A 13,488-nucleotide genomic window follows, 5' to 3' on the forward strand; every position below is an offset into this window, starting at 1 on the left:
GTATTTCTAGGGGTTTTTGCAAATATCGGTTTGACTGCGAACCCGCTGGGTAAGCAATAGGTAAGCACCGTCTCTTCTCGCGGTGTCCGCCCCTCTCAATCGCATTCGAAATTTTTATGGCGAAGTACCCCACCCAGTTTGGGGCCCCACTACCGTTCTCTGCGAGCAGCAAAAAGCGAATTGCCAAGCGCTCGCACCTGAGACGGCGAACTTATTCCAACCGCTTCCTACGTCGCCTTCGATAAGGGCGCAGCCTACGGCTGCCCTCCCGTACGGTGAAGGAAACCGCCGTCTGCACACCAAGCTCCTCCATGACCTCATTCAGCGACGTGATCAGCGGCTTGGTGAGGTCCCGCCCAATTCGCCGGTCGCCCTCTTCGCATCGCAAGCCATTGGCAATCAGTGAACCTACCGACTGGCCGCCTCCTTCCGAGTGCGGATTGAGATAGTCGCCAGCAGGATAGCAGGTGACGCCGTTCGGACCGTAAACCCACACGTACGAGGAGGACTCGGAGCGCTCCATCATCTTGCCGATCTGCTCCGGCAGCTTTGGGTCCTTTGCAGAGTGGTCCCACTTCGCCTGGGCGAGCATCCCCTTGCTTACGTCCTTCCGATCTTCCGGGATAACAGCCACCGAAATATACACGTCGGCACCCACCTTCCCTTCGAGCGCTCCGCGGCCCTGAGCCGGGAAGTCCCGCACCTCTACTTGGACGTTCAGGTCTCCGACATCCATCTTCTTGATCGTGTGCTCGATCGCACCCGCGATCTTCGAGGTGAGCTGCGGCTCCTGAGTGAGCGCCTCATAATGTCCCTCCACGACCTCCGAAACGATGGCGTCGACGGCCTGCTCGATTGCCTGGAAGACGTGCTCTTTTTCTTCGTCCGTTGCCATGTTGCCCCCAACTCAACACTACACGCAGGACGGGCATCCTGTCAGCGGACATTCTTCCGAAGGCGCCCCTCAGTCTCTAGCCCGAGCGATCGAGTGGAGCCGATCAAGGATGTCGGAAGGCTTGAGAGCCAAATCGACTGTGACGAACCGGATATCATGGCCTTGGATAGTGAATGTCTCATCCACATCATGGTCGAGCGCGGGATAGAGAAGCACGCCTTCCGCCCTGTCGCATAGGGGTCCGCGGCCCCGTTGAGAGAGAAGATAAGCGTAGATCTGATAGATGTTGGCGCTCTTGAGTTTGTCCTTGTCGGCAATGCCTTTCGCGAGAATGCTGGTGAACTTGGTATCGATGACGATCCTGCGGTCCTGCCCTCTGTCCAGGATGATGTCCGGCTTCATTCCCGGCAGCAGGGCTACGTCGCCGGACCGGCCCGGCTCCAGTTGCCAGCTCTGATAATTCTGCTCACGCACGGACCAGCCATCGGCGGCACTCAAATGATGCCGATAGAACCCCGTGACCGCCTTCTCGAAGATCTTTCGCAGGGTGATCTCGTCCCGCCTGAGCCGCGACAGTTTCATGTCACCGGACGCTTCGTTCGGCAGCAGCATCTCGAACACGAGCCTGGCCGCGCTGACCATGAAGCGATCTTCGGATTGATGGCTTCCGATCGTGTCTGCGGACATCTCCTGTCGGGTTGGTCGGGACGCCGCAATGCCCAGCCGTCCGAGGTCGTCACCGAGTCGGCGGCAATCGGCGGCGACGGCACGATCCTGAATCCGTCCGGCGATCGCAATCAGCGCGCAGCGCACCAGCCGGTTTCGCGGAGTGTCGAACGACAACTCCTCAAACCGGCAGGCGAGCCGCCCGCGCTGCAGATGTTGGCGGGAGAGCGTCCGCAACCAATCCACCCGCCCTCTGACCCGCGGAATGATTGCTTCCCTGCGCTGATAGCCCCGCGACAGATTGGTCCTCAGTCGCCGTTTGACCAGCGTCACCAGCAGGCGACCCAGAATGTCGGCCAGCTCAATATCATCGTCCGTGCCTATTCCGCACTGGCTCTCGAACTCGGCGAGACCGGACGCATAGACAAGCAACAGCCAGAGGTTCCGAATCGGAATGCCTTTTTGGCTGCGCCAGGCCTGATCGGACATCTGCACCCGTCCCTACAGGCAGGCCTGCAGAGTCTTGGTATGATCTTCCGCCTTGTCCCTCGCATCGTACCAATACTCCAGCAGCAACGGTCTGATCTCGGTCAGGATCACATTGCCGATCCATGTCTTCCATCGCGCGGCATCCATGCTCTCAGCCGGCGTGAGAAAGCTGTGACCGACACTGAACTGAGCACCGAGCGACTGGTCCGCCGCAATGGTCTCGTTCAACGCGACGATAGACTGCCTTAGGGCCTGCAGCAGTTCATCCGGAGCACCCCGCGCCTTGCAGTATTGCTGCCAGGCAGTTCCAAAATTGGGATTGAGGTTCACGAATGCGAAGCGGCGCCGCAAAGCGAGGTCGACGAGCGCCAGCGAACGGTCGGCAAGGTTCATCGTCCCGATGACATAAAGATTCGGCGGTACATGGACCCGCTCAGTCTGAGACATCGGATAGGCCAGCCGGAGTGCCTCGCTCTCGCTGCGCTTGTCCGCCTCTAGCAGCGTGAGCAGCTCGCCGAAGATCTGCGCCGGGTTACCTCGATTGATCTCCTCGATCACCAGAACGTATGGCCTCGTGGGTTCTGCCTTCGCCGCTGCAACCGCTTCCAGGAAGGCGCCATCGACCAGTTGCAGGCCGGTGGTTCCGTTCGGTCGGTAGCCGCGGACGAAATCCTCGTAGGATAGTGAGGGCTGGAACTGCACAGCCATCAGTCGCGAAGGGTCTTTCTCGCCGATCAGCGCGTATCCCAGGCGCTTGGCGAGCCAGGTTTTGCCTGTTCCCGGAGGCCCCTGCAGAACTAGGTTCTTCTTCGTCTTCAGCAAGTCGATCGCTTGGTCGAGCGTCGCGCGCTCAAGGAAGCAGCCTTCATCGATGATAGCCTCAACCGTATAGGACGCTCCCGAGCTGGCTTCTTCCGCGATCATCTCGGGAGCTGCGTCGTCCAGCGCCTCAGCCGCGGCGTTGATCCGCCAGCGCTCCTCGAAATCCCGCGGCAGTGCGGATACATATTCCTGACCGTCGTCAGTCAGATACAGACGGTTGATGCCCTGAACAGTTTCGGCTCTCACGAGACCGGTGACTCTGGCCCACGCGATGATGTGCGACCCCGGCATTGTCGTGGTCCAGGTCGGCACCAGCGATTGCAGCCATTTGGCCGCATCAGTCGTCCCCATCCCGTCGGGGCGCCGCGACAACTGAAGCAATAGATGCCCCATCCCGAAAACACGACCGACCAGCGGCGCACGCAGCACTTCCGCTGGCTCGTTCGCGGTCAGCAGTTCAAGGCCGCGCTGCGTCGGCCGGTACGCCCCGTCGACGAGATGAATAAGTCCTAGTCCACCCGTGGCCTGCGAGATCACATTGGCGGCACTGTTCGTGTTGAGCTGCGGCGCTTCCGATAGGATCACGCTTGCGAGGTCGTCCCGTGCAATCCCGTTCTCCGCTTCGCGGACGACCGCCACGAACACGCCGACCGCACCCTTCATGCAGGATAGGCTTCGCCGTTGAGCGGTTACAGGCAAAAGCGACAAGGGCGGTATGTCGCTCGCCTCCGGCTGCGCCGCCTCCACCGTCACCGCGCCTTCGTCGGGACGATTTAAATATTTATTCCAGAGAAACCACGCGAAGATCGACTGGTCGACCTCGCTGGCGATGTCAGGTGCGTTCCCCACCGAATCGCGGATCCGCTGCCGAAGCGCCGGGTGCTGGGCGATGAAGTCGCCGATCAGTCGCGGCGCACCGATCAGGCGTTGCGTGGCCCATACCCTGTTGGCATCCATCAGACAGGTCATGTCGCGCGGGAACATCGCGGCCATCAGACGGACCAGGCGCGCCTTAGGCCGGCGCTTGGCGTGAGCCGGATGAACCCTGGCCAGAACATGGTCGAACATGTCCTGTAGCCTCTTCCCGCGCTCGGCGAGATCGCTGCCGATCGGCGCGTCTCGGAACTGAAGAAGCTCACGCGAGATCGCAACGTCGGAATATGCACCTTCCACCGTGACCGAAGTGCCCGGCCCGATGTTGGAGATCGGATTCTCGTCCCAGAGCCTGCGCTGGAATGCGGGATCGAGCCATTGCGCCTCGTCCGCACTCTTCACCAGCTCGACATGCGCGGCGTATCTCTGCCGCCACTCCACTGCCCATGGCTCGTTCAAGTAAGCGCGGAACGGCCCGTTGAACGCTTCAGTCAATGCCTTATCATCGAATGAATCAACCATCCCCTCAGCCTTCCAAGCTTTGATTTCGTCTCAGATCGCGTTCGACTGCGCGACTTCTTCCGGCGCTTGCTACGGTCACATTCCACGACATTGATCGCAGATGCTACGCTAACTCTTTCGTCTCTTCTTGAGCAGCTTGCGACGAGCCGCCGCTCGCTTACCGGGAGGCGTCGAGCGCTTCGTCGGGTGGCGGCGGTTCTTGATCTTCGCCAGCCTGGCTAAATCCCTCTCCCGCTCGCCCGGGACGGCTGCACCGGCCACACCTCCTTCTCTATCTTTATTTGGTGTGCGCGCCTTGATGAGCCGGTTACGCTTTTCGTGGTTGATCTCGTTCATGGTGGTCAGCCCCCCTGGGTCTTGTCTGACCGCACTAGCGCTGCTGTTCTCGGATCGTACAGGTAATCGGTGATGGTACCATCTCTGATCCGGTCAACAGCTTCGTTGATGACGAAGAGAGGCACGAGAAACCATTCGCGAGGAACCACCGGATGACCGAAGCGATCCTTGATCTCGATATCGAGCCGCGCAGGATCAAAGATGCGGTGGATGAGGTTTTCTAGCTTCGTCCGATTGATATTGGACAGCTTGTAGGTGGCGACGACCTCCACGTCGGCCAAAAGGAAGGTCGCATCGTTCTTCGCGTCTCCGATGCGTGCCTCAACCGTGCCGCCGGTGACCCCGATCTTGTGCAGCACATCGCGGTGGGACGCGACTGTCGGGTGGTCAGACTTGCTACGCAGTACATAGATCGTGCCGCTGGCCAAGTCGCCGTCTTCGCTCTCGCCGGAAAACAGCGGCCCCGCCGTGGGGTCGGTGATGCGCCGGCCCGCCTCATCGCGGTGGAGGGCACGTTGCAACGAGCGCAATAGGACGTCGCTCTCGGTGCCGTTGTCGTAGATCACGCGCAACCGGCTATCGCGACGGTCGTACTCGGTCACAAATTCCTTGCCGGCTCCCGCGACATAGGCGATCTGGCCACCGACGATGAAAAACTCGCCCTCCTTGATCTCTGCCATCGTCTGGAACCGCCGCGTCTGGCGTATGCCGACATCGAGGTCTTTCCTCACCTGAACAAACAATGGCTTGAAGTTATTAAAGTCCTCGCAAGGCGTGCGGTTGGCGATTTCCTCAGCCGCACGCTTGTCGGCGGCGGTGCGCACATGGCGAAGCTCTGTAATGTCGGGCGCACCACCCATGCCTTCCAGTTCGGCTAGTAATTCATCGTTATCTATCAATTCGACCGGCTCGATGTCATTTGCCACCACGACAGCCAAGAGACCCTGCTTGTCGAGCGGGGTGAGAAGCGAACGGCATTCTTCTAGCCCACGTAGCCGATCGAGGCGCACGGCATAAAGCCGCTCGAATATGTCGTTGCTCTCGTCATGCGCTGGTGCGCGGCCGTGGGCTTCGGCGAAACGCTGGATTTCTTCGAAGCCCGCGATGATGCGTTCCTCGCGTGCGCTACGGCCGCCTTTCTTGTCCTGCGGGGCGAAATCGGCGAGGTCAGCCGCCAATTCATCGAGATCGAGGTCATCCGTCATAGCGGCCCTCTTTCTTGAAGCGCATGAACGCGACGGCGCCCTCGGCCATGCGTTTTTCCCAGGGGTCCTGGGCGTCGATGGAGGGCAACCTGCCTCGCTCCTTCTTGAACCTCGACGCGCGGACGGCAAGCTCTTTGGCCTCCTCTGGCGTCAGACTCGTGCGCTTGGCTCCAATCGCCGCCTCGACCTGCTTTAGAGCCTCCTCGTTCATGGTCTTGGCGAGGATGGCGTAGGCTTGGCCGAACGGGTTGATGCGGTCGATAAGATCGATATCAAGTTCGGTTACACTAAGGGCAAATTTGCGCACGCCGTCGATCAGGGCCGTATTGGCCTTTGGCTCAGTATCGTTTTCGCCGCCAAGCGCGATTTTTTTGGCCTGCTGCGTTACGTTAAGGGCGGCAATGGCGTGCTGACGCACAGCTTCCTGATCTTCCTCGTCAAGTTCGGGATACTTGTCCTTGATAATCTTCCCCATCCGCACCTGGGTCAGTTCCTCGGGGATCAGCTCCTCGTCGAACAGTCCGCGCTCGATGGTAGTTTTGTCCTGAACGAAGGCGGCGATAACTTCATTCAGATCCTCGGTGCAGATGCGTGCGGCTTCCTTGCTCTTGGGTTCGGCAAGGCCCTTGATCTCGATGTGGAACTGCCCGCTCTGCTCATTGAAGCCAACATTACCTTTGCTCGGATCGTAGCCACCTTCACCGTAGTCAAAGCCGTCAACCGGGCCGCTCTGCGGATTCTTTGGCGTGAAGTTGAAGCGCGGCGCGAGCACCTGTTCCATCAATAGGCTCGCGGCTATGGCTTTCAGCGTGTCGTTGACGGCCTCGGTGACCGCCTCCTCGGAAGCGTCCGGCTCGGCGATCAGATTAGTGAAACGGGCGCGGGTTTTGCCCGGCGCGTCACGGGTCGCGCGGCCGATGATCTGCACGATCTCGGTGAGGCTGGATCGATAGCCGACGGTAAGCGCGTGCTCACACCAAATCCAGTCGAACCCCTCCTTGGCCATGCCGAGCGCAATGATGATGTCCACATGGTCGCGGTTGTTCTTCTGCGCGGGGTCTTTCAGTGCCGCTGAAACTTTGTCGCGCTTCGCGGGGTCGTCATCGACCAGATCGGCGATGCGCAGCACCTTTCCGTCCGGCCGCTTGACTAGCTGGAAGCCGGTCGCGGGGGCGACGCCTTGCCACTCGCCCAACGCCTCGATGATGTGTTCCACCTCCCTGATCTTATCTTTCGTGCTTTCGCGCGAATTGACGCTTGGGATGTGGATGATGGTTTTCTCATTTGGCTCAAGGACGCTCAGTATGTCGTCGGCGTAGGAACCGGAATAGAAGAAATAGCCGATGTCGAGTTGCTTGAGATATTCGTAGCCATTGAGTTGTTCGTAGTAGGTATAGGTAACAGGATCGAACTTCGCCTCGTCGTGCGGGGCCATCACCGGGACGGCATCGCCCCGGAAATATGAGCCCGTCATGGCGACGATATGCACCTCGTCGCGAGCGATGAACGCCCCGAGATGCTGGCCTAGCTTGCTCTCGGGGTCGGCTGAAACGTGATGAAACTCATCCACCGCGATCAGCCGCTTATCGAACTTCTCGACCCCGAACTTGTCCACGGCGAAGCGGAAGGTCGCGTGGGTGCAGACTAGAACCTTGTCATCGCTGTCGAGGAACGCACCGAGAGAATTGACCTTGCCACCGTTGTCCGAGCCGGGCGCGTCGCAGAGGTTCCATTTGGGTACAACGATCCAATCGGCCGAAAAGCCGTATTTGGTCAACGGCTCATCATGGAAGCTGGCGCCGATGGATTTTTCCGGCACGACGATAATGGCCTGCTTGAGACCCTGATTGGCGAGCTTGTCGAGCGCAATGAACATGAGCGCCCGGCTCTTGCCGGAGGCGGGCGGCGACTTGATGAGAAGGTACTGCTCGCCACGCCGTTCATATGCGCGCTCCTGCATCGGCCGCATGCCAAGCGCGTTGGCCTTGGTCGATGAACCGTTGCGGGCATAAGAAACCGAAACGGAAGGGATGACTTTCTTGTCGTCGATCACGCGCTTGCCCCCGCCTTTTTCTTCTTCGTCGCTGTGCTCTTTCCAGCACCGGACGACGCGATCATCTTGGTGTAGAGATCAAACAGCTTTTCCAGCCGCTCAGTGTCGTTGCGGAAGCGGCGTCCGATGTAGATACGCTCAAGCACTTCGTCGTTGCGCTCATGCGCCGCGCGCAGATCGGCCGGCATCTTCTCCGGGTCATAGAGGTCGGCGATAGTCGCTGGGAAATGAGCCTCGCGCACCAGCAGGATGCCCTCAGCGCAGCGCGTGAGGTCGGCCTTGTTCTTGTCGGTGAGTGAGGGGACCGGAAATGTGTTCCAGCCAAGCGTGTTGGAATAGCGGAAGTCCGTTTTCATCTTTCCACACACCGTGGCAATCCAAACAAGATGCAAACGGGATGCGATCAGCGCCATGTTCCAGAGCGGCGCGTCGTAGAGAGCAAAGGCATTGTCGGACACGATGGAATGCTCTGACAGCAGGCCAACCGGTAGATAGGGGCGGCTTTCAGACGTGACCTTCGGAACGACGATGGATGACTCGTGACCTCGACCTTGAATCTGCTTGAAACGATGCGGGCGGTCGGCGAATGCCCGTGTTGATTCGGCATCGCTGGCCAGCCTCATTTCCCGAACACCCTCGAAGCGAGCGGCAACAAAACTCGATTGTAGCGCGGCATTGACCTCAGAATCTTCGATCCACAGGCAACGTCGGACAATTCCTTTTACGTACTCCTGCGATCCAACGAAGTCATAAACGAAGCGCGAGATTGCTGGCTCTGCCTTAGCCGCAGCCACTGCCTCATCGAAGGAGAGCAGAAGATTTCCTCCGTCTTTCGGCATGTTCCCTAAATCCATGTAGGCTGTCCCGGATATCGACTTTTTTGAAGGCTGAATATCGATATCTCGCCCAGCAACAAGGTAGGCATTGATGTTGCTCGCCTCCTGCACCACCACTCTGCCGCCGTCATCAACCGAACATAGACGAGCTGCTCCTTGATGATGGTTAGAGATACCAACGATGATTACGGTCACGCCCGCATTGTTGCTCGCAAGGTTCGACCATCTGAATGATGTATGAGCGAAATGAATTTTGTGGCCTGTGCTGAAGATCAGCGGCCACAGAATTGGAACTTGAACCCCCTGACATATTGAGTTTGTTGCCACCAACGCTGCGACGGCGCTCGTCTGCATGCCATAGTCTGCTGCCTTCATTATCCAGCCTGCCACGTAGTCAAGCGACTTCCAGCTGTTCGTCCGACCGTCAAAGATCGCCTTGAGGTCGGACTTATGTTCATCCGTCTGCCATTTGCTGCCGAGATATGGCGGATTGCCGCATATATAAGTTTCTCCGCCCTCGTTCTCGAAGTCGATCTGCGCCTGATCGAGCGGCGTGCTGAAAAGGTCGTCTCCGTGAAGCTTCACGCTCGCGCCCGTCGGCGGGCAGATGCTGAGCCAGTCAAGTCGTAGCGCATTGCCGCAGCTGATCCAGTTCTGCGCGTCGAGCGGCAAGAAGTCCTGCAAGGCTTCCTTCTGGCCCCGATAGAGCACGTCGCACTGAAACTCGGCGATGATAAGCGCCAGCCGCGCGACCTCGGCTGGGAAGTCGCGCAGCTCGATGCCTCGAAAATTGGTAAGCGGAATATCCGTGCGCCGGTCGGCCTCGCCGCGCTGCCTGTTGATCTCGGCCTCAATCTCCCGCATGGCCTTGTAGGCGATGACAAGGAAGTTGCCCGAACCGCAGGCCGGATCGAAGACCCTGATTTTCGCCATGCGATTGCGGAGGTTCAGCAGCTTGCGGGGATTGCAGTCCGCTTCCGTAAGCCGGGCGCGCAGATCGTCGAGAAACAGCGGATTGAGGGCCTTCAGGATGTTCGGCACGGACGTGTAGTGCATGCCGAGCGCGCCGCGTTCCTCGTCCTCGGCGACGGCCTGGATCATCGACCCGAAGATATCCGGATTGATCTTCGTCCAGTCGAGACTGCCGATATGCAGAAGATACGCGCGGGCGATCTTGCTGAATCGCGGCGTGTTCACGCTGCCGGAGAACAGTTCGCCATTCACATAGGGAAAGGCATCAGCCCATCGGGGAATGCCCGCGCTCGCTCGGTCCTCCCGCTTAGTGTTCATGGAGCGGAACAGTTCGCCGATCACTTTATGGGTGTCGGACGAGTCCTTGGCGCTCATCCGGGCGATGGTGTCGGTGAACAGGTCTTTGCCGCTGAAAATGTCGGTGTCCTCGGCGAAGAAACAGAAGATCAGCCGCGCCATGAAATGGTTCATGTCGTGGCGGCGCGCCGCGGTGCCCCAATCGGGATTGTCTTTCAGAAGCTCGACATAGAGCCGGTTCATGCGGCTGGTGGCGCGGATGTCGAACGAGCTTTCGCGGACCTGCTTGACGGTGGTGATGCCCGCGAGCGGCAGGAAGAATCCGAAGTGATCGGGGAAATCGGCATAGGCACAGGCGACGGTTTCGCCGGTGTCAAAATCCTCCGCTTCGAAGTCTGCGCCGTCGGTCGCGAGGATGAAACGCGCCTTCGCCTTCGCCGTGGCCGGGCTGGCTTTCAGCGCGGCCAGGGTCTTCGTGACCGCGCCCGGCACGGAGACAGCGATGTGAATGTGGTTCCGTTGCAGGACGCCGCCCAGATCGGAGCTATTCGACGCGCCCGCTCTGAGCTTCTTGATCGTCGTTTCCTTATTGCCGAAGGCTTGCAGAAAAGCGAACGGGAACTCGACGCCGCTGAACGGCTGCTCGGCCAAGGTCGATATTGCTTCTTCAATTTCGACGGCGTTCATCTTGCCCCCGCCCACCCGAATTCCGGAAAGGACCGCTGATGTAAATGCGGCCGGACTTTCCCACTCCATAAAAGCAGATATATTTTTTGGAGCGATTCCCGAGAAAACATAGGTCTTTCATAGACTTCAACGGCCGCGGTAATTCAAGGAAATTTTGGGAAATTTGCACTACCATTCTGAAGGTGTCCCGCTGTCCCACACCCTAAGGCAGCGGGACAGCGGGACAGCGGTCGCTACTCCTTCGGCTCAGCCGGCTTGGCCTTCTTCGCTCGCTTGGCCTTCTTCAACAGCCGGTCAACCCTGGACTTGCTCATCGACAGCTCTTTGCCGATCTCGCGGGTGCTCTTACCCGCTTCCGACAGCTCCAGCACCTTCTCCACATCCTCTGCGTCTTCGCTCTTGAGATCGGTGCATACCCACCGGGCCGCCCCGTCTTCGTCCAGTTCGAGCTTCGCCTCGAACGCCAGGGCATCCTCGCCGAACACCCCTCGCGCCTTGGTCAGGTGCACCTCGAAGCGTGCCCCTTCACCGGGATCATAGTCTTCGGGGTGCTTGAGCTGGATCACCGTGTCGAGCACATCCTCCCGCTTGGACGTGCCCCGCGCATTGCCGCCTCGGCCGGCGTGATGCACGACCAAGACGGTGACCCCGCGTCGCCGCAACTGGAGCAGCCAGGCCTGCATCGAGATCCAGGACTCGGCATCGTTCTCCGCCCCGCCGTTGACGAGGGTCGACAAGTTGTCGAGAACCAAAAACTCCACGCCGTCCAGATGCGAATTGATGGCCTCCTGCTGCTTCGGATCAGCCAGATTGAGGGACGTCCCCAGCGGCTGCCGGTCCATGCACAGGAGGCGGAATGCGCCATCCGGTGGATGGCGCCCTCCTTTCATCGTCGCTAACAGGCGGTCTTGCAGGGCCTCCTGAGGCATCTCTCCATCGACGTACAGCACGTTGCACACCCTTTCCGCTCGCCAGCGCAGGAACTCGCCACCGCAGCTCACGGCATAAGCGATGCCCAGGGCAACGTGGGTCTTACCGATGCCTCGCCCTGCGAACAGCATGGCCAGACCTCGTTCCGGCAGGATCGGATCGAGCACCATCCTCCGCGGGGGCAACTTCAACTTCGAAAATTTGCTGACGCAGATCGTGTCGAGCGTGAGAGCTTGCTCCTCCGCTTCGACTTCGTCATCGCCAACCCGGTCGTCGAAATCGGCTCGCTCGTCGAAATCGAATACCTGATCATCCATGTCGGCTACCCTTCTCGTCTTCAGTCAACACGGCTCGCCAGCAATTGACACGTCGACCCGCTCGGCTGAGGCGACGCTCTCCCGTCTGCTCCACCTCTCTCGCGTAGTGCGCCTCGGCCAGACGGGGCCGGACTGGCAACAGGCTGAGCCCGAAGTGCTCCGCGATCTCATCCGCGGTGCGGCCCTTGGGATACTGAGACTTCAGGTAGGCGACGATCTGCTTGCGCAGAACGCGCGCTCGGCCGCGCACCGCGATTGCGGCTTCCTGGCTGGCCCCGGGGGTCTTGTAGCCCGGCATGTTCGGGTAGCTGCTCATCGCCGCACCTCCGACGTCGATCGCACCAACGGGCCGATCTTGCCCCGAGCCCAAGCGTCGAGACCGGAAACCGGATACAGCGGGAAGCGGCCAGCCAGCCTGAAGGGCGGCCCCTCTGAGCTGATGCACGCCAGCTTTGCCAGCGTTTTGGGCGAGCAAGGCAGGTTGTAGGTCTCTACGATATACTTTGCTGCCTCCATTCGGCGCAGGTGACGCTCGTCTTCAATTTCGCTCTTGGTATCCATCAGAACCTCACAATGTCGCGGATCAATTTCCGTGATTGCGGGTCTATCTCGCTACCCATGTCGCCGTCGCCCGATTGATACCGAGCGCTTCCGATCGTTTCCGATCGAATTATCGCGCACTATTTTGGGACGTTCTCTTGCGGAACCGTTTAGCCAGACGCTCGACCTTGCTCTCGATTGTACCAGCGCCATGGGCTCGGCTGCTCACCCTCTTCGCAGCCTCTTCTGGAGATGCCACGCTTAGGTTTTTGAGAAGCGCTGCCATCTCGTCGAGGAGAGGCTCGTCGAGAGCCGCGTAAGAGCCCTGCCCCTTCTTCTTGCCCGGGCTAGATCTTAGGATGATTTCAGGTTCTGCGACCGGTCGCGTTTCAACGGTCGGATTCTGCGCAGGCCACACTGCCATGACTTCATCACGAGGAAATCGCGCATCGGTGTACTTTCGCCTGTCGCCGACGTAGATCGGCAGTTCGAACCATTTGTCGGAGTTCCTGACCTCCAAACGTGACCAGCTGTACGCTTCGATCTTGACTTCGTTGCCTTCAAGATCAAGCGCTATCGCCGATATCTTCCCCTCACTAGCGGCTGCGTGAACAGACCGTATTGCGTCTGTAAGGGACACCGACGGCACCTTCGGACCATCAACCGCCTCTCTGTCGGACGCCGCCCATGAAGCCCGCCTCGCGAACGCCCCCAACACGCGAATGTTCGCGGGCACCCAGTGCTTAATGTCTAAGGTCGTCACACCGTTCGCGGTCCTGGGCACATGATCCCAGCAGTATTTCCGATACTCATCCCAAAACGTGAGGACGACGTCCAAGTCGCGCCACGATATCCAAGCTATGACCATTGGATAGGTCCAAAAGGCCACCCTTCCTGGATCGAACCTCGCTGAATCTGGACGATAGGACGCACCCTTAGGCTTGGCACCGGGCGCCGGGTTTTCGATCTTTACTGGCTTCTTCAAGAGCCCTCCGCAGAGCCGCCGCAAAGTGACGACGCGGCAGGCTGGTGCGGACCAGCTTTTCGG

General features: G+C 59.6%; 11 protein-coding genes. All 11 read right to left on the reverse strand.

The window, feature by feature from the left end; all coding sequences use genetic code 11:
• Nucleotides 1–211: 211 nt before the first annotated feature.
• Nucleotides 212–895, reverse strand: coding sequence for a hypothetical protein (locus AKL29_RS05190; protein WP_050383363.1), 684 nt, complete (start codon nt 893–895; stop codon nt 212–214).
• Nucleotides 896–964: 69 nt separating this feature from the next.
• Nucleotides 965–2,050, reverse strand: coding sequence for a 5-methylcytosine-specific restriction endonuclease system specificity protein McrC (mcrC, locus tag AKL29_RS05195; protein ID WP_050383600.1), 1,086 nt, complete (start codon nt 2,048–2,050; stop codon nt 965–967).
• A gap of 12 nt (nt 2,051–2,062) precedes the next feature.
• The gene (locus AKL29_RS05200; RefSeq protein WP_050383364.1) at nt 2,063–4,267 is read right to left on the reverse strand and encodes an McrB family protein; all 2,205 of its coding nucleotides are present in this window, start codon (nt 4,265–4,267) and stop codon (nt 2,063–2,065) included.
• Nucleotides 4,268–4,375: 108 nt separating this feature from the next.
• Nucleotides 4,376–4,603, reverse strand: a complete 228-nt coding sequence (locus AKL29_RS41630) for a hypothetical protein (protein WP_152977443.1) — start codon at nt 4,601–4,603, stop codon at nt 4,376–4,378.
• A gap of 5 nt (nt 4,604–4,608) precedes the next feature.
• On the reverse strand, nt 4,609–5,808 hold the full coding sequence (locus AKL29_RS05205) for a GIY-YIG nuclease family protein (protein ID WP_050383365.1): 1,200 nt from the start codon (nt 5,806–5,808) through the stop codon (nt 4,609–4,611).
• Nucleotides 5,798–7,858 carry a DEAD/DEAH box helicase gene (locus tag AKL29_RS05210; RefSeq protein WP_430648856.1) on the reverse strand — a complete coding sequence of 687 codons (2,061 nt, stop codon included), beginning with the start codon at nt 7,856–7,858 and terminating at the stop codon, nt 5,798–5,800. The genes AKL29_RS05205 and AKL29_RS05210 overlap by 11 nt, the downstream gene beginning before the upstream one ends.
• Entirely contained in the window at nt 7,858–10,653 is a 2,796-nt protein-coding gene (locus AKL29_RS05215; protein WP_050383601.1) for a class I SAM-dependent DNA methyltransferase, read from the reverse strand. The genes AKL29_RS05210 and AKL29_RS05215 overlap by 1 nt, the downstream gene beginning before the upstream one ends.
• 233 nt (nt 10,654–10,886) lie before the next feature.
• Nucleotides 10,887–11,900 (reverse strand): AAA family ATPase, encoded by a 1,014-nt coding sequence (locus tag AKL29_RS05220; protein WP_050383367.1) that lies wholly within the window; start codon nt 11,898–11,900, stop codon nt 10,887–10,889.
• A complete protein-coding gene (locus AKL29_RS05225; RefSeq protein ID WP_050383368.1) occupies nt 11,893–12,216 on the reverse strand; it encodes a hypothetical protein in 324 nt (107 codons plus the stop codon). The genes AKL29_RS05220 and AKL29_RS05225 overlap by 8 nt, the downstream gene beginning before the upstream one ends.
• Nucleotides 12,213–12,461, reverse strand: a complete 249-nt coding sequence (locus AKL29_RS05230; RefSeq protein ID WP_050383369.1) for a hypothetical protein — start codon at nt 12,459–12,461, stop codon at nt 12,213–12,215. The genes AKL29_RS05225 and AKL29_RS05230 overlap by 4 nt, the downstream gene beginning before the upstream one ends.
• A 109-nt stretch (nt 12,462–12,570) precedes the next feature.
• Nucleotides 12,571–13,425, reverse strand: a complete 855-nt coding sequence (locus tag AKL29_RS05235; protein ID WP_152977444.1) for a hypothetical protein — start codon at nt 13,423–13,425, stop codon at nt 12,571–12,573.
• Between the last annotated feature and the right edge of the window lie 63 nt (nt 13,426–13,488).

Source organism: Bradyrhizobium pachyrhizi (genome assembly GCF_001189245.1).
Lineage (GTDB): Bacteria > Pseudomonadota > Alphaproteobacteria > Rhizobiales > Xanthobacteraceae > Bradyrhizobium > Bradyrhizobium pachyrhizi.